The following is a 20,552-nucleotide window of genomic DNA, read 5'->3' on the forward strand; positions in this document are numbered from 1 at the left end:
AAAAACATTAATCATATAATCAACAAAAAGGAGCATTTCTGCTCCTCACTCATTTAATTATTTAGGTAATACTACAAACATATAGTTTTCATCACCCATATCAAGTTTGAAATAATAATCACCTACCTGATTAGGACCATCCATTGAATCTGCAAGTAATGAAAGCCATTCTGTTGAAGAATGATCTTCTTCTGATAGAGTTCTCAACAAAACAATGGACCATAAATAGAAATCAGCTCTTTCTACACTTGTATCGGAACGACATGCAATTGTCTCTAGTTTGTGATTATCTAGAGAATATAATAACATATACTGAATATCTGTTGTGATTCCATTATCTTTGATATCATACACAATACCTAGATTTCCACTTGAACAAAGCATAGAATTAATTGATACATCATATTTTGAAGAATAAGAGTCTTGCATTTTCTTATTTACTTCAGCCAGATCTTTTTTATAAGGACCTTCATTATGAAAATCACTTTAGATAACTTAAAACAATTATTCATTAAACAATTATAATTTACATTAACAAAAAAAGACATCAACTTTGTGGATGTTTAGTCCTTAAGTTGATGCCTTTAAATTCTTACTGATTTAATTATTTTCCAAAATATCTATCTAATAAACCTTTTAATGCTTTACCATGTCTTGCTTCATCTCTTGCCATTTCGTGAACTGTATCATGAATTGCATCTAAGTTGTTCTTTTTAGCGCATGTAGCAAGTTCAACCTTACCAGCAGTTGCACCAAATTCACAGTCTACACGCCAAGCTAAGTTATCCTTAGTAGTTGCTTTCATATTTGGTTCTAAGTCTTCACCTAACATTTCTGCAAATTTAGCAGCATGTTCTGCTTCTTCATAAGCTGCTTTTTCCCAATACAAACCAATTTCTGGATAACCTTCTCTATGTGCAATTCTAGCCATACATAAGTACATACCAACTTCTGAACATTCACCTTCAAAGTTTGCTTTTAACTGATCAAAGATATATTTTTTATCTTCATCAGTGATATCAGGATTATTTTTTACAGTTTTAGCATAAACACCATATTCATGTTCAGCAGCTAATTTCATTTCACCTTTTACTTCTTCGAACTGATCAGCGCCTACATGACATACTGGACATTCAGCTGGTGCTGCATCTCCTTCATAAACATATCCACACACTTTACATACAAATTTTGCCATATTCTTTTTCTCCTTTTTAATTCCTTATTAGGAATGATTACTATTTAAGTATAACATATAATTATCCAATGTCAATGGATTTGACTTTTTCTTATAAACAAAAAAATTCCCACCACACAAGTGATAGGAATTTAATAGTTTATTCTACACCAATTATCGGTGTATTTTACTTACTTTCACCCATCTTAAAAATAGTTGATAAATAGGCGATTATTCTAAATAGTGACTTTACCTATACTATATAACATTTTAGAATTTTTTGGGGTTTTAAACTCCAAATAAACTCCAGAACATGAGCATTCAATCCATGAATTTAATTTCTTAGATAACATTCAATTTTTGTAAAATGCCTTCTACATCTGTAAACATTAACTTGATACCTTTTCTATAATAGAACGATAATAGTTTATTAGCTTTTGATTTTAAACTACGTTTCAATTTTTCAGAGAGTTCAATAGGTTTTTTTGTATTTTTATCAATATACACATTTTTAAAATATCCTTCAGTTACTGGAAACATATTTTGTAGCAAGAATGCTTTTTTCTCTCCTAAGACATACCCAAACTCAATAGTATCACATCGACCATATTTTTGAATATTCTTATCGTATACTTTCTGATATTTTTCAACTTGATGAGAGAATGGAATTACCCAGTAATAATTGCCCTGATCTATCTTAATTGCACAGAAAGAAGGACGTCCATGTTCTCCCATTTCATCACTTGGCTTATTGATTGGTAATGTACTATCTTGTACCAAATCAAAAAATGACTGTTTTATAAAATATAGATTTCCTAATTGAATCATTAAATCTTACTCCTACATAAAATGCCCCTTAGTGGGGCATTTTGAACATTCGTCTTTTATATCCCGTACACGAATTAACGGATAATATTTGAATGCTGGCCTTTTATATCCCGCGGACCAGCTAGCGGATAATATTTGAACATTTCTGTTCACTTAATAATATGTCCAGATATAAATGTATATACACATATATCTTTCATTTATATTTTAATGAATATTTGTACTTTAGTCAATAGCTTTACTGTTTTTATAAATCTCAATATATACTATTTAGAATTCACCTTAAACCGTAACCGTCAATTATCTCACTATATGTTAATAGTTCTATTGTTCATTAGACCATAGTTTTTTTACTGATAATGGATAATTTATATATGCTCTTGATCCACTCATAAAGAATACAAGTTTATTTTCCTTTACCAATCTTCTAACAACATATTCTTTAATATTTGTCATCTCTGCAAATTCTCTAATTGATACAATTTCTTTAGTCATCTAAAACACCTACTTTCTTTCATCTATTCCAAAGAATTTCCATCGATTTTGCGTAATCAATGTAAAATTTTTGAGTTGTCTTAATAAAGACAAGTTTATGATCAATTATTAACTTACGTATAGCTTTAACGCTTAATCCTGTTCTTAAACTAAATTCTTTTATAGTTAATATATTTTTGTTTTCAATTTCTTCCATATTTTTTGCTCCTTTCAATGATTATATAAATCATATTTGCGTAATTTTCTTCTAAGTTGAACCAATCCTCTATTAATTGATTTTCGTATTGCGGATTCACTGCAGCCTTCTATATTAGCTATTTCTGTTTTTGTATAATTGAAAAAATAAACTTCATAAATCCTATTAGCTTGTTTTAAAGTAAGTTGATTTAATGAAGAATATAATAATTCTCTCAATTCATCATAATATAACTTATCTAGTTCTGATTTAATATCAACTAATTCCTCTTCAAAACAAAAATATTCATTATATTCTTGTTTCTTGTTCTTCCGCAATAATGCATATACATCATCAGTAACAACTACTAATTTATCCTTATGATATATATCTGGATATAAATACTTTAAGTTAATTTTTTTCATAATCTTGGATACATACTAAATAGAAATATTGGAAATAACAGTATAACTTTATTAAAGTAAAAATCTTCCTAAAAAATATAGTAAATAATTTCCCCATAACTCGTTTTGATGTTCTTCAAAATCAATGTTTTTCTTTTTAATTATTTTCATATCTTTCACCTCACCTACATCTTATTCTTTATTTTAAAGATTAACAAATGTACAAATTCATACTTTTATTGAAGTTTATACATTTGACATCAATTTTGTTTCCTTTGTTTATTCAATCCTAAACTTATTAGAATACGTCTATCTAGCAGTTTCATAAATCTTGGCGAAACACTACCTATATATTTAATGATCCTACTTTTATCAATGACTTTTATTTGTTCCATCATTACAATCGAAGGATATTTCAATCCTACTGTAGTCGGAATACTATAATGGGTAGGTAGATGATGCTTCTCATAAACCTTACTTGTAAGACAAGCTACAATAATCGTTGGACTATATTTATTACCTTTATTGTTTTGAACAACCAATACTGGTCTTACGCCACCTTGCTCTGAACCATACCCCTCACTTAAATCTACTAAATAAATTTGTCCCCTTTTGATTTTCATATAGGTTACCTCCTATGTAAAACCAGACTCAAAATGAATCTGGTTAATTTATCATATGAATCGTTGTTTTCCATTTTTCCCTGAGTACCTGAAAACATTAAGGATACTATTAGACAAGCATTAGCATTGCTTTCACAGGAATTTCACCTTCGTGTGGTAACTCACACAACTGCATTACAGGAGTATCATTATACCTAATAAATATCATTGCAAATTATTTGCCAAATAATTTTTTTAGCACAATATTAATCGCTCGCATATCACTGGTCATGGCGGATTGTCTAAACGGCTCATTTATTAGGAATGTATCTAATAGCTGTTATTTTGTTTTCAAGGATCAGTGAAACCTACTTTTTAAGTGGGCTCACTATATATGCCACGAAAACGTAATTTTTTGTCACTTCTTTAGAGAATTTTTCACTTTTTTTATTTTTCGGTAAATGCTTCTCACAGAAATATCCAACATTTGAGAAATTTCATTGATATTGTATCCAATAATTTTGAGTTCTATTATTTTTAGAATCATTGGATCTACTCTTTTCAAATATTCATATAAAGACTCATTTTCAATTTGATCTAATATATTCTCTATATTTTTAATTTCTATTTTGTCATATACCGGCTGAGTAATGAAGAAAATATCTTTTGTAACATTTTGATGTCTTTTAAATGATCTCTCAGCATTAAATTGTGCCATATCAAATTTGCGTAAATCTGAAATTATTTTTTCATCAACATTATGCTTTCTTAATATTTTTTCTTCATTATCTTTCCATTGTTTCCAAAGATTGTACTCTTTCTTATAGTCGTAACTCATATGATACCTCCACTTTAAACTAATAAAATGGGCAGATATGGCGGATCACGACAATGAACAATATCCATCATAATCAAGTTAATTGAGAAATCATATACTCTTTTATTGAAATCAACTGTACATGATGAACATGACAAAACATTTCAAATTCATCTACTATATCTCTATAAATTGAAATTCTTGAAGGACAATACACTAAAACAATATTGATTTCTTTTTTACGTATTGCGTTAATCAAAAAATTCATTTTAAATGAGTCAAGCCATTTACCTTCTGATATTTCTTTAATTACACCAACAATATTCATATTGTTTTTTAAAGCATAATCTTCTAGTGCAGCAGCTTGATAATCCAATAAAATCCTTGAACCACCTTCTCTAACGCGACAATAAATCCAAGCTTTTATTTGTTTTTGCATGATAATTACCTCCCTCTTTAACACAAAAGCCTTTCACCCATATATGTGAAAGTTATTCGTCAAGTGGTAGAAATTTTTTTAACTTTTTTTGAATTATTTTCTGCAATTGCTTTTTATGATAAATAATGGTTGAATTTTTTACTCCTAGTATTTTTGCAACATCTCTTATTGACTTATTTTCAATAAAGATAAGATTCGCTATTGTTCTATTCGGTTCATTTAATAAAGATATTTCATTTAAAACTTTCATATATAAATCATGTACAACAATTTTATCTATCAATTCTGTTTCATTCTTAGACACAAAAAAAGTAGCTAAATCAATATCTTCAAAATACAAGACTGATTTAGCCACTTCCATATGATGTATATATCTCATTTGATCATAACTACTTCTAATAGTTTTGAACACCTCCTCACTTACTTCAACATACTCACTATTCACTTTTATGTAATACTTTCTATGTTCTTCATTATCATTTACCTTAAAACTATTTTTATTGTAATCATATTTATAATCTTTCATTGCTATTTCCTCCTCATATTTTATAAAAAATAAAAATAAGAAATAGGAGGTCCACGATTATGAATCATAACTCATCTCTCCCCACAGTTATGAAATTAACACTATTATAATTAAGAACCATAATAAATATTTGCATATATATTCTATAATTATGATTCTATTTTATGTTATTAAAATTGCTATTACTAAAAAAGAATGGCATTTAACCATTCTCTTCTATAATGTAAAACTCCATAAATTATTGATTTGATGAGCAATCTGTTCATACGTCCATAATTTATAACTTCGTTGTTTACTATTTGGATCGTTGATTTGTATTTTCCCATCTTTAATACCTGTTAAAACAATGAAATGTCCTGTTGTTGTAAAATCTCCTGGTCGCATACTACAAATTATTGGACTTCCTGATCTTAAGATAGAATAAATCGTATCCTTAGAAAGAGAAATTTCTTCTCCAGTCACTCCAAAATAAGCAGCACCTTCTGTCATTAATGACCAACTACTACCACTTCCTTCAACATAATAGCCATTATTATCAGCAAACTTAGCAACGGTATAAGGTGTAATTGTATTATCTCCCGTGAGTCCAGCAATAACCATAGATAAAGCAGTAGGTCCACATCCGCTCACTGCAATTGAACTATTTCCGTAGTCTACATATCCCCATCGTTGATCCCATTGCAATAACAAAGGAATATCTCCTTTTGTAACTTCTCCTATATTATCAGAGTACAGTTTTCCCTTTTTCTCTGGATAATCAATTACAAATTCCAACATTTCAATGTTTTTCGATAACATTTCTAATAATTCTTCTGGATATTCTCCATAATTTAGTAATATATTTTCTATTCTATGATCTTGAGAAATCATGGATTTAAGCTTTCTAAATATTTCAGTATCAGGCAAATTTGAAAAGTCTTTTTCATTAGAATCAATAGTTGTATCCAAAATTGGTGAATCTATATTTGAATCATCTACATTTTTATCAGGAGATATAATACGAGAAATTATTAGTGTTGAACCACAGATTAAAACCAATAAAATGATTAATGCAAATAATCTATGTAAGATTATTTTTTTCTTTCTTTTTATCATTGATGACTCACATCCATAAGTTTACCATTTTTAATCTCAATTACCTTATCTGCTTCATCAGCTAACAAATTACTATGAGTAACTACAATAACACACTTCTTTAATTCGTGAGCACTTTTCTTTAAGAGTCCAATTATTTCTTCAGCAGTGTTTTCATCAAGATTTCCAGTCGGCTCATCCGCAAGCAATACCTTTGCATCACTCGCTAATGCGCGTGCAATTGCCACACGTTGTTGTTGTCCTCCGGATAGTTGCATAACATTACGTTTCATATCATGTTTATCGATTCCTACCTCCTGTAAAAGTAGAACAGCATTTCTATTTCCACCTAATCGCACATTTTCTTCAGGCGTTAAATAATCAATAAGATTGTAATTCTGGAATACCAACGAAATATTATGTTTTCTATGTTCTGTCAGTTTATTTTTAGTTACTGGCATACCATCATATAAAATCATTCCATCAATCGGAGTGTCCAAACCTGCTAATAAAGATAGAAACGTAGTCTTACCAGAACCACTTGGTCCAACAATCGCATAAAAAACTCCTTCTTCAAACTGCATAGAGACTTCATCCAATATCTTCTTACTTTTATTTGTCTTATAATAATAACTCACATTTATAATTTCTAACATATTTATTTTCTCCTTAACTAACTCATTTCACTTAATATTTCTTTTGGTTTCTTTTTCATGATCAATATACCTGCAACATTTACAGTTAAAACTTCTAAGATTAAAATTGTTGCAAAAGATGTTCCATATATAGAAGGTGTAATCTTTACTTCAGTACCTTTTACACTTTGACCTGCATTTTCATCATATCCACTGACTTGTCCTTGCTGCATAATTTGTTGTTCTTCCATTTGTTGCACCTGATTATCAACAATATAATTAACTGCTATTTTTGATACAGGAATAGAAGCAATTGCTGATATTGAAAGTGCCACTATGCCTACAAGTAGTGCTTCTATCAAGATTTGTTTAATAATATTAAATTTTGTTAAACCCAATGACATATAAATTGCCACTTCTTTTGAACGAGTCTTAATCCAAAATATAAAAATTAAAGTTAATATTATAAAACTTGCTATCGTTATAACAATAATCATCATATTACTTGTCTCTTCCAATGTATTAAAGTTTGATGACATTGTATCTAAATTTCCTTTATCATCAAGCAAATCATATCTTTCCCAATTAATATCTGTATCTAAAATTCTTTCTTTCACTTCTTCATATTGATTAACATCATCTACCTTAAAAGTTGCCGTCATAAATAAGGGATCATCTTTATGACCACTTGGCTTTTCTGGAAATCTTAAATCTGTAAAAATCGTATTTTCACTTCGATAAGTATCCCCTGTAATTGTTGCGGGAATTGGTTTACTTGTTTTATAAATACCAATAATATTAGCAGTATAAACCTCAGATTTGTTTAGATCGTGTGAGTCATTAAATTGAATACTGTCTCCAACATTAAGTTGATTTAATTTAGCAAGTTCTTCAGAGATAATGCATACATCTTTATCTTCATTTGTAATATGTCTACCTTCAATTAATTCTACATTTCCATTAACAAAGTTTTTATCCATATTAGAACTATAATTGCCAATTAAATGAACACCTTTTAAATCATAACTTTGATCTGCATTTTTATCTTCGATTCTTTTAAAATTATATGGATTTACTGCAGTATCTAAGGTTGTTATATTAAATTTCGAAATTCCATCAACTTCACTGATTTTCATTACATCTTCATAAAAAACTGTTTCAAATTCATTATCAGTCCCAGTTAGCCATTGTCCTGATTCGGTTTGTTTTTGCCAATATCCATCTATTTCTCCTTCTTTTTCTCCAAGTTTTTCAGACAGTTCTAAAAGCCTTTCTCGTCGATTATTCATATTTAATTCTAATTGATAACTAGCACCTATAGCTTGTCGAGCGTTATCTTGTAAATTGACATTGGTATTTTTAGTTGCAAAACCAACAACCATAAATACACCAATAAACGTAACAACACAAAGTAACAAAATACTTTTCATTGGTTTTCTAAACATTGAACGTATTGCTCTATTAAAATCGCTCACATCTATCCCTCCATTTTAGATAATATTTCTTTTGGATTAGTTTTTAATACCGGTATTTGTGCAACTAGCAAAGCAATTGTAATTGTTATTGTTCCTATTCCTATCTGCATAAAAATATCATTTAATGTTAATTTCAAATGAATAGAAACATTTTCTACCATAGGCATGAATGTTGTAAGTGTATCTAGAAAAATAAATGTTAATCCACTTGCCACTATACTTCCTATGATAAATAATATAAATGACTCTAAAAATGTTTGAAGATATATGTGAAATTTAGAAATTCCTAAACTTATCATAACAGCCATTTCTTTATATCTTGCACGTATCCACATACTCAATATTAATGTAGTAATCACACAAGAAGTAATGATCGTAATTATTTGAATAAGACTAGCAATCCTTTGCACTTGATCAATTGGAATTTTAATTTGCTGGTATAAAGTATCTGTGTTTGTTACCACATACTCTTTGCAAATATCACTTACTTTCGTTTGCATTGTTTGAATAAGATCTGGATTGTCCACATATGCATATACTTCTGTATAAACTGGATTATCATTAATTTTATTCATTAATTCTTGTGAAATATAAATTTGATTTTCTATTCTATCTTTTGAAGCAATCATTTTTGGTTGATTTTCTTCATCATTCGACATAAAAATACCAACAATTTTAACTACTATATCTTCTTTAATTGTTAATATGTCTCCTATAGCTAAGCCATTAACCTCAGCAAAAGTATGATTAACAATAACTTCATCCCCATGTAAATTTTGTATTTTACCCTCTGATAATTTATATTTTCCTTCTTCAAACAAACTATCTTTGGATAAATCATCATATGCAATAATATTAAGTAAATTTTTATCAGATGTATCATTTACTGCTTTCAAAGTATCCATAGACATAATGATACTACTTCGTTTATTGATAAAATTTATATTATTTAACTCTTCTAATTCTTGAATAACAGTATTTTTTATTGGATTGTTATCATCAAGAATATTCACTATTAACTTAGATTTCGTATTTTGTTTAATTTGATCTTTTGTATTTTCTAAAGAATGAATCATTGCATTTGTTGAAAGCAGCATAACATTAACAACAAGAAATACTAACAAAAGCAAAACGCTTTTACTTTTTTTTCGAGTAATATATTTAATAGTTCGCGATAATATGTTCATGTCACTACCCCACATATCTTATAAGATAAACTTCATTGGCGACAAATATCTTTCCGTTTAATGTTCCATGAATTGCAACTTGAGTATCTTTTAAAATATCCTCTTTGTTTCCATCATCCGATACTGTATAGGTTGAAGAACTCATATTTATTACTATCGTTTTAACAATAACATCAGAAGCATATTGAACATCTAAATTACCCGTACCACTGTTTTCCCCATTACCACTACCTACAATAGCTAAGTCTCCACCATCCTCTGTTTTTTCTGTTCGAACAAGATTCAAAGAAAACCCTTCGTTTGAAAACTTTGTAACATATCCAGTATAATCTGCATCATTCAAAACATCTCTTGTTCCATTATTTTGATTACTAGAACTATTCTCATTATGATAACCAGTATTATTTTGAGATGATTGATTATCTGGTTCTACATCTTTAGAGCAACCTCCTAACATTACAGTTCCAATTACTAAACTTGTTAAAAACAATCTATTCTTTTTCATTTGAAATTCCTCCTAGTTTTTGAATACATATTGAGTTTAACAAACCAAAATATAATCAATGTATGCTTTATGTGTTTTTTATGTGTAGAAATAGATGCACAAAAAAACTCATCAAAATAATGAGTTATTGAAATACATATTTTTTAATTTATTAACCGAAATTTAAAAATATAATTGATAGTCTTTACTTTTATATTGCTATACTTTAATTATCTGTCGGCTTTTTTAGTACATATTTATCTATTAGAATATAAACTACTCCGCATACCAAACATCCAATTCCTCTAGCCACCCAAATATTCAAAGGCATTTTTCCAAAAAAATGCATAAACACATTTCCTACTAAAATGGAAATGATAAGTACAAAAAGAACTTTAAAATCATCTAACAGTTTCGCTTTATTCATAATTACCTCCAATATAACTAATTTGACGAAATGAAGACAAATAGTAAAAGTAAAATAACAAATACTAAAATATAGATTGAAATTTTTAACAGGTTATTTGCTTTTACAACCTCTGTTTCTACATTATTCACTTTTTCTATAAGTAAAGAATCGACAGAGTTTCCGACAAGAGTATCTAAACTTACCTGTAAAGCCTTTGCCAATGCAATCAGTTGATATGCATCAGGCACAGTTGAATTACATTCCCAATTAGATACAGTTTGCCTTGTAACTCCAACTGCTTCACCAAGTTTTTCTTGAGAAAGTCTTAACTTCTTTCTGAATATCTGTATGTTATTTCCTAAATCCATCATTTCACTTCTTTCATCAAATAAATTATATAAATTGAGAGTTAATTTATCTACCAAAAATCTTTTGAACATTGTCAAAGTTATTTAACAATTGAAAATTTTAATAACTAATCCTATTTCATGCAATCTCTTTCCATGCAAATAGAAAATAAAATTCCCCGTTTAGTATTTTTCATTGTAAATGGCATCTTATGCAAATCCAAAATCATTTTCACTAAATATAGTCCTAAACCACTCCCACCTGTATTTCTGTTTCTTGACTTTTCGTGTCTAGTAAAAGGAAGAAACAACTCTGAAATCTCGTGCTCATCAATATGAGCGCCTGTATTTTCTATATCTAATATAATTTTATCTTGAATTTTATGTAATTTAATTTGAACCACATTTTCATCTGGTGAATAGACAATAGCGTTATGAATAATATTATTCAATGCTTTTTTCATAAGTGAACTGTCCACATTCACAAAAATAGAATTATCTATTTGTTCAATAATTTCAATATTGTGCTGAATTGCTAGCTCGTTATTTTCATTGATGCAACTATACAGTAATTGTGCCATATCGGTTTTATTCAAACTTAAATCAAAAGTAGAGTTTTTCATCTTTGAAATTGAAAGTATTTCTTGAACAAGATTTTCCATACGTTCAGTTACTTGATAACTTTTTTGAAGATATTTATCCCTATCTTTATAACCTCCTACATTGTAAATCATACCTTGAAGTTGCCCTTTTAAAATTGTAATCGGGGTTTTTAATTCATGAGATACTGCTGAGAAAAAAGAAAGTTGTTGCTGTTCTAATTGTTTTTCCTTTTCCACATCTTCTTTTAGTTTTTTATTTGCTATTTTTAAATCCTCAAGCGCAGATGATAATTGATTAGATAAATCATCTAGATTATCACTCAACACACCAATTTCATCATTTCTATTATTAGAAAAATTAACCGAAAAATCTAATGAAGCTAGTTTTTTTGACAAATCACTAATTCGCAATATAGGAGTGGTAATAAATTTGGAATAGAAATAAGAAATCAAAATAGATATTAAGAAAACAAGTAATGTTATAAAAGGAAGATTTTTCTTTAATGTATTTGCAAATAAATTCACTCTTTCTTGTGTACCTAAAACTTTTAATGTGAACTCCTCTTGAGAATCTTCCAAACGAAATTTATATTGTTTAATTGTATGTGTTTTTTTTGCTAGCTCTTGAGCCTCTTGATTTGGTGCTGGTTGAATAGAAGTGGCTGAGAAATTTAATAGATTTCCTTTTTTATCGTAAACTTCATACGAAATATTATGCTCTTCTGCAAAGTTTTCTAACAATGTAATGCATTCATCTTTGTCAGCATTAGATAAATATGAAACCAAGTTTTGTGCTGCACGATCAACACTTGTATTTATTTCAGTTAAATAACTTTTAGGAGCTGTAAAGAATATGAATAAATATGTTATTAAACTAATAGACATTAGTAAAGTTGTGGTAATAATAAATACTTTTGCATTTAAATGCTGTCTAATCTTTTTCAACTTTATACCCAATTCCTTTTACTGTTTTTATATAATCCTTACCCAATTTTTTTCTAATATTTTTTATATGATTGTCTACCACACGATCGCTATCATAATATTCATACTGCCAAACTTTATCTAAAAGCATCTCTCTTGTTTGAACATATCCCGGATGTGCTAATAATTCCTTCAAGATTTCAAACTCTTTACGAGTAAAATCGATGAATTCTTTGTTAATTGATACAGTGTATTCATTCATATTTAAAACAATATCCTTGTATTGAATCAGCTCTTGTTTTGTATTCAAATCATTATCTATTCTTCTAAATATTGCTTGTATCTTTCTAAGTAAGATAGGCATAGAAAAAGGCTTAGTAACATAATCATCAATCAAAAGATCAAATCCTTTTAATTGATTAGTCTCATCAGATAGTGCAGTAATCATAATGATAGGAATTTTTGATTCCTTACGAATTAACTCACATACTGCATATCCATCAATCTTGGGAATCATAATATCTAACAAAATCATATCCGGTTGAAAACGATGAAACGTATCAATAGCTTCTATACCATCACTTGCAATCATGGTTTGATAATCATTATCTTCTAGAAAAAATTTTAATAATTCTTGAATATCCTCTTCATCTTCAACAATCAGAATTTTTTTCATTAAGGTCCCTCCTTTTAATTTATATTATATATCACAGAAATTGAAAATGATATAATATTTTAGTCAACACAAAAAGAAAACAGGAATTCTATTAAGAACTCCCATTACTCGATAAATTTTATAACATACTTATTTAATTTTGGATTAGTGTTTTCTATTCATAACCTTATTTGTTAAATATTTAAATTTTTTCTATACATAGCTTTCGATAAGAAATAACAAATGATAAAGAATCCATAAATAATAAGAATACTAACTATATTGACTTGCAACAATGATTTACTTTGCATCAAATTAGCAATTGCTTGAATAGAAAAATAAGATGATATTGTCATAACTATCAGAGGAAGAAGATATGCAACCTTTAATTCATTAGCAATTGCTTTATTTAATACTTTTCTATCAATTCCTATCTTTGATAATACTTGATAGCGTTCTTTTTCCTCAAATGCATCATTATAAATCTTCATAAATAAGATACTACCGCTTGCTAATACAAAGACCATGAACACAAAGAATGATACACTAAACATGATATTTATCCATGCATTCTCATTTCTTTCTGGATCTATTTTCACTAAACCTAAATAATGTGGACTTGTTTGAATATCATCAACAGATAATTCAAAATGTTTTGGTTGTGCTAATTTATAGTTGTATAGATACATAGATTGTCCTAATTCGTGCAATTCATCAAAGACTGTATCATTTACAATCATATATTCCATGTCCTCTTGAAGATAGCCAAGGTACGGAACACTTGATTCTTCTATTTCTGTGTATACTTTATTGTTTATCTCACTCGTATTAACTATACTATCATTCGTTAACGACATAAGATATAAATGTCCTAATTTGATATACTCGTCATCTTTTGGTTCAGACAATTCAAACTCTAGACCTGTATCTTTTGCGATTTGTTTTATTTGTGAATAAGATAATATAGCATAAGGTGTATTTTCATACTCATTATCGGTTACTTCATTTGGAAGAACAGCAACTTCAACTTCTGATGAATATTTAATTTCATTTTCTTTTTTAATCAAAGAAGTAAATTCATCCCGAATTCCTTTTTGACTACCCAGAACCTGATAAGTATAAGTATTTTCAAAATGACTGATATTATCATTTCTATTTTTCATTGCAAATCCAAATCCTAATGCTGTTACTGAACAAAGCATAAGTACACATACAATAGCATACGTTCTATAATTTTTCTTCATACGAAAAATCATATTGTTAATCCATAAGTTTCTTTCTTTTTTGTATAAAAATTTCTTATTCTTTGCTAGTGTTTGAAAAACAAATGGAACAAGTCCACCAAACAGCATATAGATTCCAACAATAACCATAACTGTTGCAATTAGAATATTCCCTACTACTTCTAATCCTGCATCTTTTGTCGCAAGATAAAAACCAACGCCTAATAGTACAATTCCTAATATAGATTTCAATATAAAAACTACATTATTTTGTTTTACATATTCATTTTGTCTATTAGCCGAAACCATTTCTAATACACTGCTTCTTACAATATTAACATATCCTTTAATCACAAAAATCAGATAAATCACAGTGAATATCAAACATGTTATTAAAATAGAACTTAATGTAAAGTTAAACTCTATCTGAATGGCAATATCAGATAATCTCATGATAATCATTGTAAATAATTGTGAAGTTAAAACTCCAAATCCAATTCCAATTACCAAAGAAACCAAACCAATCAATGAAGTTTCAATCATGTAAAGTTTTCCAATCTTTTGATTCGATAACCCCATGAATACATAAGTTCCAATTTCTTTTTTACGTTTTGTTAAAAATACATTCGTAGAATACCATACAAAAAACACCATAAAACAAGAAACTACAAAGGATAAAATTTGAATAAATACTTCAATATTAGATGCTTGTGATTCTCCTAATTGATTTAAAATACCTGAAGAAACAAGATTCATAAAATTAGATAAGATTAAAATAGTAAAAGAAAGAGAAATAATCAAAGATAAATAACTTTTAAAACTAGATTTAAAGTTTTGAAAAGCTAATTTTAACATACTCATGAGAAATCACTTCCCATAGATGCCTGCATTTCAATGATGCGATCATAAAACTCTTTTTGGTTTTGCCCTTTTGTAAGTTTACATTTAATTGCACCATCGCTTAAAATATAAACTTCTTTCGCATAGGAAGCACTGAAAGCATCATGCGTAACCATTAAAATAGTTGCTTGATCATTATCATTTACTAACTTTAAACATTCAAGTAAATCATGGCTTGACTTAGAATCCAAAGCTCCCGTTGGTTCATCAGCAAAGATTATTTCTGGATCCGTAATTAAGGCACGACAAGTTGCACCTCTTTGCTTTTGTCCACCGGATAATTGATAAGGATATTTTTTTAAATGTTCTCTTAATCCAAACATTTCTGCCAATTCATTTGTCTTTTGAATGCATTCTTTACTTGATACACCATTTAATGAAAGTGGTAAAGCAATGTTATCTTGTAACGTCATCGTATCTAGCAAATTATAATCTTGAAAAACAAAACCAATCTTATCCTTACGAAGATTTGATAATTCTTTGTTTTTTAATTTTGTAATATCCTTGCCATCAATAATGACAGATCCCTGTGTAGGTTTATCAATTGTAGATAGAATATTTAATAACGTTGTTTTTCCAGAACCACTTGGTCCCATGATCGCAATAAAATCATTCTTATTTACTTTTAAATCCAATCCTTTTAAAACACTTGTTTTGAATCCTTTTGTACCATAATTTTTAACAAGGTTCTTAATTTCTAAAACTGTATTTTCGCTCATATATAAATTCCTCCTTACATCTTTCATTATAGAGAATGCACAAAAATAAATCCTTGCATTTATGTTACAAAAACAATCTCTAGTATTACATTGCTGCAACATTAGAGATTGAAGTGCTTTTCTATGTTTTGAAAAGTAATACAGAAACAAGTATATTGTTGATATTGACTATCAACACTTATTTGATGTCCGAGTTTTTTAATCATAAGATTGACCATGTATAATCCCATACCTGTTGATTTATATTTTCCATTATGATGATTGCTCCCCACATAACCTCGATCAAATATTCTTGGCAAATCATAATCTTTTATACCTTCTCCCTCATCTTTAATATATAGCTGAACGCTTCGTTCGTTCTGTTCACTATAAATATGAATTTTGGCATTTTCTCTAGCATATTTTATTGCATTTCCTAGAAGTTGATCAATGATATACACAAGCCATGTTTTATCCGAATAAACGTATTCATTATGTAAATCAATCTTTAGATTCACATTTTCGTTCATTAAGAAAAAACGATTATTTCTTATAGAAGCATTAACCCATTCTTTTAATTTCAGTTTTTGTATCTGCAAATCATCAAATGCTCCTTGTACTTTACAACTTACTAAAGCCAAATTTAGATATAGATTCATTTTTTCTAATTGTTCTTTTAATTGTAGTTTTAATAGTGAATTCTCTATTTTTTCATTCATTAACATTGCTGCAGAAAGTGGTATTTTGACTTCATGACACCATTTCGCAAAAAAATCTTGTAAATCTTGATTAATCGCAACTTGTTCATTCAATTTTACTTGAAAAACTTGAAAATCATGCTCCATAATATCTTTATGTTCTAAATCATCTAGTTCTGTATAAATAAAATCATCCAATTTTAAATACTCTTCAATTTCCTTTTCTCTTCGATAGAATTTCATTCCATCTACAAACGAGAAAATCCCTAGACAAACACTAAGTAATAAATCTAAATAAAGTAAATACTGATTATCTACTTCTGGAAGAAGAAAAATAAAATAAAGGTTAAAGGAAACAAAAATTAATACTAAACAGAATAAATATTTAAAATTTTTTCTTATATATTTCATTCAATGTAGTATCCTTGTCCTTTTTTTGTGCATATTAATTCGTCTCCAATAACATCTTTCAATTTCAATCTCAACCTTGATATTAATACTGTAAGAGTATTATCTGAAATAAATTCATCCGTATTCCACAATTCATCCATAAGTGCATTTCTTGATACCACTTTATCCTTTTCTTCCAACAATACTTTAATGATAATATTTTCTGATTTTGTTAAATCAACTTTTTCATTTTTAAAATAAATGCAGTTATTTGAATAGTCATAAAAGATATTATCTTTAATATATATTTTTTGATTTACTTTATATTGATATGTTCTTCTTGTAATAGCTTCTATTTTTGCCCTCAAAACTGGTAAATTAAATGGCTTTTCAACATAATCATCTCCGCCTTGAGCAATGGCCATAATTTTATCATTATCGGAGTTTCTACTACTGATAAAGATCATCGGCACTTGGGAATATTCTCTAATTTTAGAGCACCAGTAAAAGCCATCATAAAATGGCAAGTTTATATCCATTAAAATTAAATCAGGACAAATATTCATACATTCATTCAATACTTTTGAGAAATTTTCAATAAGATTCACTTGATATCCATATTTATTTAAATATTCTTTAAATTCATTTGCTAATATCTTATCATCCTCAACAATAAGAATAGTAATATCATACATAATATCACTCCTTTTCTATCTATTATAAACTTTATGGACGAGAGTTCAATAAATATGAGATACCTTGCAAAAATGTAATATAAAATAAAATTTATGATTTAATATCCATTTAATTTTATTATAACTTTAGTCTATACATATAAAGCAGTCAATCCCTTGACTGCTTTGTGTCCAGTATAAATTATAATTTACAACTTAAATACCAAAATTGCCTTATTAGTTCCCACCATTGACATCGAAATCAATTTATATCCACCTCTTATCATACTTATATATATTGATTAAGTTTATTTATGCTTCAAATCCATTTTTCTTATAAAGAAAAAGAAAAGCGATTATAGATAATACACATTCTATTAGAAGTACTGTCCATTGCATAGGAGTAACTATAATGGAATTATAAGTAAGACTATTTATGCTTTCAATAACTACTCCTGTAAATAGATAATTAGAAAGAATAGCCATAATAGGCATTAAATCAGCAAACATTGGAATTAACATTAAGATAAGTACAGCAGGAGTGACTACTGAATTAGCATTCATTTGATTCTTTGCATAAATTCCAAAAATCATTCCTATCATAGCACATGAAAGTGTAGCTAGAGTCGTCATTAATATATAAATAATCCATGCTGTTAAACTCATTTGTACCCCTAAAACAATGACTAGAATTAAATTAACAATCTCTAACTCAATCAATATTGGAATCACTGTTCCTAAAAAATATTCAATCCCAGTTACTGATGAAGTCATAAGAACTCGTAGTGTGTTCTTTTCTTTTTCTTCAGCTAGTATAAGTGTGGTAATATATAAAGCCATTCCAACATTACATACGACCGCTAATGCTAGAGCATAAGTAGTTACTTCACCTATAACTGAATTCATTAATATTCCATAACCAATAGAAAATAACATCATTAGAAAGAAATTCTTACTCATTAGTGTTTTAGTTTTTGCATCCATAATCGCAAATACTTTTCTAAAGCTAATCATCTAATTCAACTCCCTTCCAGTAACTTTAATAAATACATGTTCTAAAGTCGGTTCACAAGAGTGTATTGTTTCAATCTTTCCTTCATTGATTAAGTTTATTAAAGTTTTAATATCATTTATAGAACTTGTTAATACATATTCTTCATCATTTACTAAAGTAACTTTATATTTCTTATCTGTATTGTATTTGATACATAAGTCTTTAGGTGTTCCATATTCTACAATTTTTCCATCATTCAACAAAGCTACATGGTCACATAATTTAGTAGCTTCTTCCATGTTATGAGTTGTAAGAAAAATCGACATTCCACTTTCTTTAAGTTCAAGTAATAATTTATGAATTTCTAAAGCTGTTGAAGGATCCAATCCACTCGTTGGTTCATCTAAGAATAAAACTTTTGGATTATGTAAGATAGACCTTGCTAAAACTAATCTTTGTTTTTGCCCCTTTGATAACTGACTTGCAAGTTTGTTTTTATGTTCATATAAACCAACTCTATTTAATAAATAGTCAATTCTTTCTTTTGGTACATTTAATATCCTTGAAAAATATCTTAAATTATCATATACGCTCATTCTTTCATAGACACCACTATTATCCGTAACAATTCCAATTTGTTCATAAATTGTTTCATCTATATTATTAGAATGAATATCTAATACATAGGCATCCCCGCTTGTGGCTTTTAGTTGTCCTGTAAGAATTTTAATCGTTGTTGTCTTACCAGCACCACTTGGGCCTAAAAAACCTAGTATTTCTCCTTTATATAATTTTCCACATATATCTTTCAGTACTTGCGTACTTCCAAAACTCTTAGATATATGCTCTAATCGAATATACACTTTTTGCATAATCACCATTCCTTTCATGATGATTATAAAAGAACTATATTTTTCTATGTCAAAAATTTCTTAAATGGTCATTTTATTTCCTAAACAGCAAAAAACAAGATACATTAGCGTATCCTGTTCATTTCTTCTAATAATTTTGATTTCATCTTTCTAGATACTAAGCAAACATTTCCTTCGATAAAAACTTGGTTATTCTTTAAATCAAGTTGATCTATCTTATCTAATGCAACTAAGTAAGAACGATGAATTTTTAAAAATCTAGGAAACAATTGTTTTTCAATATCCGATAGATTACCTATAAACTCTTTTCTATCATGCTTAGCATGTAGAACCACATAATGAGATCTTGGTGATGTTTCAAAATAATCAATTTCATCAAGTGGTATATGACATAACCTTTCACCTGTTTTAAATGTATAAAATTCACTTGGATCTATTGTTTCTTGTACCATGCTTTCAATTATAGACTTTAAACAATCACAAATTGATTCTCTTAATTTTTTATCTGTATCTTTAATAATGTAATCGAAGGCTTCCAAATGATATTGAAAAGTTTTGTATGCTAGGTCTTTATAACTTGTGATATAAACAATTGTTCCATTCGGATCTATTTTACGAATCTCTTTTCCTAAAGCAAATCCATCATATTGACTATTTTTAAACTCTACATCAAGAAAATATAAATTTCTTTTTGATTGACTCTTTTTTAGGTTATCTATAAGATTTTTTGGATTGATTGTACTTGATATAATTTTCATATCATAATTTTGGATTATGATTTGATTTTCTATTTCTTTACTTATAAAATCTAAAATTTCTTTTTCATCATCACATATAAATACATTTAACAC

Annotated in this window: 26 protein-coding genes; all 26 read right to left on the reverse strand. The window is 28.1% G+C overall.

The features are described from left to right. Positions 1-57: 57 nt before the first annotated feature. On the reverse strand, positions 58-429 hold the full coding sequence (locus H8909_RS00420) for a hypothetical protein (protein ID WP_187011485.1): 372 nt from the start codon (positions 427-429) through the stop codon (positions 58-60). A 175-nt stretch (positions 430-604) separates the two neighbouring features. After that, positions 605-1,195 carry a rubredoxin-like domain-containing protein gene (locus tag H8909_RS00425; RefSeq protein WP_187011486.1) on the reverse strand — a complete coding sequence of 197 codons (591 nt, stop codon included), beginning with the start codon at positions 1,193-1,195 and terminating at the stop codon, positions 605-607. 321 nt (positions 1,196-1,516) lie between these two features. After that, on the reverse strand, positions 1,517-2,002 hold the full coding sequence (cptIN, locus tag H8909_RS00430) for a type III toxin-antitoxin system CptIN family toxin (RefSeq protein WP_117517354.1): 486 nt from the start codon (positions 2,000-2,002) through the stop codon (positions 1,517-1,519). A gap of 324 nt (positions 2,003-2,326) precedes the next feature. Further along, positions 2,327-2,497, reverse strand: a complete 171-nt coding sequence (locus tag H8909_RS00435; RefSeq protein ID WP_154410912.1) for a hypothetical protein — start codon at positions 2,495-2,497, stop codon at positions 2,327-2,329. Positions 2,498-2,516: 19 nt separating this feature from the next. Beyond that, positions 2,517-2,693, reverse strand: coding sequence for a hypothetical protein (locus H8909_RS00440; RefSeq protein WP_154410911.1), 177 nt, complete (start codon positions 2,691-2,693; stop codon positions 2,517-2,519). 14 nt (positions 2,694-2,707) lie between these two features. After that, positions 2,708-3,097, reverse strand: a complete 390-nt coding sequence (locus tag H8909_RS00445) for an RNA polymerase sigma factor (RefSeq protein ID WP_117517356.1) — start codon at positions 3,095-3,097, stop codon at positions 2,708-2,710. Between the two features lie 239 nt (positions 3,098-3,336). Then, complete coding sequence (locus H8909_RS00450; protein WP_117517358.1) at positions 3,337-3,699, reverse strand: type II toxin-antitoxin system PemK/MazF family toxin; 363 nt, start codon at positions 3,697-3,699, stop codon at positions 3,337-3,339. Positions 3,700-4,096: 397 nt separating this feature from the next. Beyond that, positions 4,097-4,516, reverse strand: a complete 420-nt coding sequence (locus H8909_RS00455; protein WP_117517360.1) for an ECF-type sigma factor — start codon at positions 4,514-4,516, stop codon at positions 4,097-4,099. Between the two features lie 73 nt (positions 4,517-4,589). Further along, positions 4,590-4,934 carry a recombinase family protein gene (locus H8909_RS00460; protein WP_117517363.1) on the reverse strand — a complete coding sequence of 115 codons (345 nt, stop codon included), beginning with the start codon at positions 4,932-4,934 and terminating at the stop codon, positions 4,590-4,592. 52 nt (positions 4,935-4,986) lie between these two features. After that, positions 4,987-5,460 carry an RNA polymerase sigma factor gene (locus H8909_RS00465; RefSeq protein ID WP_117517365.1) on the reverse strand — a complete coding sequence of 158 codons (474 nt, stop codon included), beginning with the start codon at positions 5,458-5,460 and terminating at the stop codon, positions 4,987-4,989. A gap of 216 nt (positions 5,461-5,676) precedes the next feature. Continuing rightward, positions 5,677-6,555: a C39 family peptidase gene (locus tag H8909_RS00470; RefSeq protein WP_117517367.1), complete on the reverse strand. Its 879-nt coding sequence runs from the start codon at positions 6,553-6,555 to the stop codon at positions 5,677-5,679. Beyond that, the gene (locus H8909_RS00475; protein ID WP_117517369.1) at positions 6,552-7,190 is read right to left on the reverse strand and encodes an ABC transporter ATP-binding protein; all 639 of its coding nucleotides are present in this window, start codon (positions 7,188-7,190) and stop codon (positions 6,552-6,554) included. The genes H8909_RS00470 and H8909_RS00475 overlap by 4 nt, the downstream gene beginning before the upstream one ends. A 17-nt stretch (positions 7,191-7,207) precedes the next feature. Next, on the reverse strand, positions 7,208-8,644 hold the full coding sequence (locus tag H8909_RS13690) for an ABC transporter permease (protein ID WP_117517371.1): 1,437 nt from the start codon (positions 8,642-8,644) through the stop codon (positions 7,208-7,210). 2 nt (positions 8,645-8,646) lie between these two features. Beyond that, entirely contained in the window at positions 8,647-9,831 is a 1,185-nt protein-coding gene (locus H8909_RS00485; protein ID WP_158553772.1) for an ABC transporter permease, read from the reverse strand. Between the two features lie 4 nt (positions 9,832-9,835). Further along, complete coding sequence (locus tag H8909_RS00490) at positions 9,836-10,336, reverse strand: hypothetical protein (RefSeq protein WP_117517375.1); 501 nt, start codon at positions 10,334-10,336, stop codon at positions 9,836-9,838. 205 nt (positions 10,337-10,541) lie between these two features. Continuing rightward, positions 10,542-10,742, reverse strand: coding sequence for a hypothetical protein (locus H8909_RS00495; RefSeq protein ID WP_117517377.1), 201 nt, complete (start codon positions 10,740-10,742; stop codon positions 10,542-10,544). Between the two features lie 17 nt (positions 10,743-10,759). Next, positions 10,760-11,092: a helix-turn-helix domain-containing protein gene (locus tag H8909_RS00500; protein ID WP_158584763.1), complete on the reverse strand. Its 333-nt coding sequence runs from the start codon at positions 11,090-11,092 to the stop codon at positions 10,760-10,762. A gap of 113 nt (positions 11,093-11,205) precedes the next feature. Next, entirely contained in the window at positions 11,206-12,618 is a 1,413-nt protein-coding gene (locus H8909_RS00505; protein ID WP_117517381.1) for a sensor histidine kinase, read from the reverse strand. Further along, entirely contained in the window at positions 12,605-13,273 is a 669-nt protein-coding gene (locus tag H8909_RS00510; RefSeq protein WP_117517383.1) for a response regulator transcription factor, read from the reverse strand. The genes H8909_RS00505 and H8909_RS00510 overlap by 14 nt, the downstream gene beginning before the upstream one ends. Before the next feature lie 173 nt (positions 13,274-13,446). Next, positions 13,447-15,336: an FtsX-like permease family protein gene (locus tag H8909_RS00515; RefSeq protein WP_187011487.1), complete on the reverse strand. Its 1,890-nt coding sequence runs from the start codon at positions 15,334-15,336 to the stop codon at positions 13,447-13,449. Next, positions 15,333-16,094 (reverse strand): ABC transporter ATP-binding protein, encoded by a 762-nt coding sequence (locus tag H8909_RS00520; RefSeq protein WP_117561238.1) that lies wholly within the window; start codon positions 16,092-16,094, stop codon positions 15,333-15,335. The genes H8909_RS00515 and H8909_RS00520 overlap by 4 nt, the downstream gene beginning before the upstream one ends. Positions 16,095-16,195: 101 nt before the next feature. After that, entirely contained in the window at positions 16,196-17,182 is a 987-nt protein-coding gene (locus H8909_RS00525) for a sensor histidine kinase (RefSeq protein WP_117517387.1), read from the reverse strand. Further along, the gene (locus H8909_RS00530; RefSeq protein ID WP_187011488.1) at positions 17,179-17,856 is read right to left on the reverse strand and encodes a response regulator transcription factor; all 678 of its coding nucleotides are present in this window, start codon (positions 17,854-17,856) and stop codon (positions 17,179-17,181) included. The genes H8909_RS00525 and H8909_RS00530 overlap by 4 nt, the downstream gene beginning before the upstream one ends. Positions 17,857-18,147: 291 nt before the next feature. Continuing rightward, entirely contained in the window at positions 18,148-18,849 is a 702-nt protein-coding gene (locus H8909_RS00535; RefSeq protein WP_117561240.1) for an ABC transporter permease, read from the reverse strand. Next, positions 18,850-19,701: an ABC transporter ATP-binding protein gene (locus H8909_RS00540; protein ID WP_117517391.1), complete on the reverse strand. Its 852-nt coding sequence runs from the start codon at positions 19,699-19,701 to the stop codon at positions 18,850-18,852. 104 nt (positions 19,702-19,805) lie between these two features. Further along, complete coding sequence (locus tag H8909_RS13700) at positions 19,806-20,552, reverse strand: LytR/AlgR family response regulator transcription factor (RefSeq protein WP_117517393.1); 747 nt, start codon at positions 20,550-20,552, stop codon at positions 19,806-19,808.

Source organism: Catenibacterium faecis, from assembly GCF_014306455.1.
Taxonomy (GTDB): Bacteria; Bacillota_I; Bacilli_A; order Erysipelotrichales; family Coprobacillaceae; genus Catenibacterium; species Catenibacterium mitsuoka_A.

What these genes read in the sequence shown, in the direction of transcription:
- H8909_RS00420 (WP_187011485.1), bottom strand. Translation starts at nt 429, where the DNA reads ATGCAAGACTCTTATTCTTCAAAATATGATGTATCAATTAATTCTATG.
- H8909_RS00425 (WP_187011486.1), bottom strand. Translation starts at nt 1,195, where the DNA reads ATGGCAAAATTTGTATGTAAAGTGTGTGGATATGTTTATGAAGGAGAT.
- cptIN (WP_117517354.1), bottom strand. Translation starts at nt 2,002, where the DNA reads ATGATTCAATTAGGAAATCTATATTTTATAAAACAGTCATTTTTTGAT.
- H8909_RS00435 (WP_154410912.1), bottom strand. Translation starts at nt 2,497, where the DNA reads ATGACTAAAGAAATTGTATCAATTAGAGAATTTGCAGAGATGACAAAT.
- H8909_RS00440 (WP_154410911.1), bottom strand. Translation starts at nt 2,693, where the DNA reads ATGGAAGAAATTGAAAACAAAAATATATTAACTATAAAAGAATTTAGT.
- H8909_RS00445 (WP_117517356.1), bottom strand. Translation starts at nt 3,097, where the DNA reads ATGAAAAAAATTAACTTAAAGTATTTATATCCAGATATATATCATAAG.
- H8909_RS00450 (WP_117517358.1), bottom strand. Translation starts at nt 3,699, where the DNA reads ATGAAAATCAAAAGGGGACAAATTTATTTAGTAGATTTAAGTGAGGGG.
- H8909_RS00455 (WP_117517360.1), bottom strand. Translation starts at nt 4,516, where the DNA reads ATGAGTTACGACTATAAGAAAGAGTACAATCTTTGGAAACAATGGAAA.
- H8909_RS00460 (WP_117517363.1), bottom strand. Translation starts at nt 4,934, where the DNA reads ATGCAAAAACAAATAAAAGCTTGGATTTATTGTCGCGTTAGAGAAGGT.
- H8909_RS00465 (WP_117517365.1), bottom strand. Translation starts at nt 5,460, where the DNA reads ATGAAAGATTATAAATATGATTACAATAAAAATAGTTTTAAGGTAAAT.
- H8909_RS00470 (WP_117517367.1), bottom strand. Translation starts at nt 6,555, where the DNA reads ATGATAAAAAGAAAGAAAAAAATAATCTTACATAGATTATTTGCATTA.
- H8909_RS00475 (WP_117517369.1), bottom strand. Translation starts at nt 7,190, where the DNA reads ATGTTAGAAATTATAAATGTGAGTTATTATTATAAGACAAATAAAAGT.
- H8909_RS00485 (WP_158553772.1), bottom strand. Translation starts at nt 9,831, where the DNA reads ATGAACATATTATCGCGAACTATTAAATATATTACTCGAAAAAAAAGT.
- H8909_RS00490 (WP_117517375.1), bottom strand. Translation starts at nt 10,336, where the DNA reads ATGAAAAAGAATAGATTGTTTTTAACAAGTTTAGTAATTGGAACTGTA.
- H8909_RS00495 (WP_117517377.1), bottom strand. Translation starts at nt 10,742, where the DNA reads ATGAATAAAGCGAAACTGTTAGATGATTTTAAAGTTCTTTTTGTACTT.
- H8909_RS00500 (WP_158584763.1), bottom strand. Translation starts at nt 11,092, where the DNA reads ATGGATTTAGGAAATAACATACAGATATTCAGAAAGAAGTTAAGACTT.
- H8909_RS00510 (WP_117517383.1), bottom strand. Translation starts at nt 13,273, where the DNA reads ATGAAAAAAATTCTGATTGTTGAAGATGAAGAGGATATTCAAGAATTA.
- H8909_RS00515 (WP_187011487.1), bottom strand. Translation starts at nt 15,336, where the DNA reads ATGAGTATGTTAAAATTAGCTTTTCAAAACTTTAAATCTAGTTTTAAA.
- H8909_RS00520 (WP_117561238.1), bottom strand. Translation starts at nt 16,094, where the DNA reads ATGAGCGAAAATACAGTTTTAGAAATTAAGAACCTTGTTAAAAATTAT.
- H8909_RS00525 (WP_117517387.1), bottom strand. Translation starts at nt 17,182, where the DNA reads ATGAAATATATAAGAAAAAATTTTAAATATTTATTCTGTTTAGTATTA.
- H8909_RS00530 (WP_187011488.1), bottom strand. Translation starts at nt 17,856, where the DNA reads ATGTATGATATTACTATTCTTATTGTTGAGGATGATAAGATATTAGCA.
- H8909_RS00535 (WP_117561240.1), bottom strand. Translation starts at nt 18,849, where the DNA reads ATGATTAGCTTTAGAAAAGTATTTGCGATTATGGATGCAAAAACTAAA.
- H8909_RS00540 (WP_117517391.1), bottom strand. Translation starts at nt 19,701, where the DNA reads ATGCAAAAAGTGTATATTCGATTAGAGCATATATCTAAGAGTTTTGGA.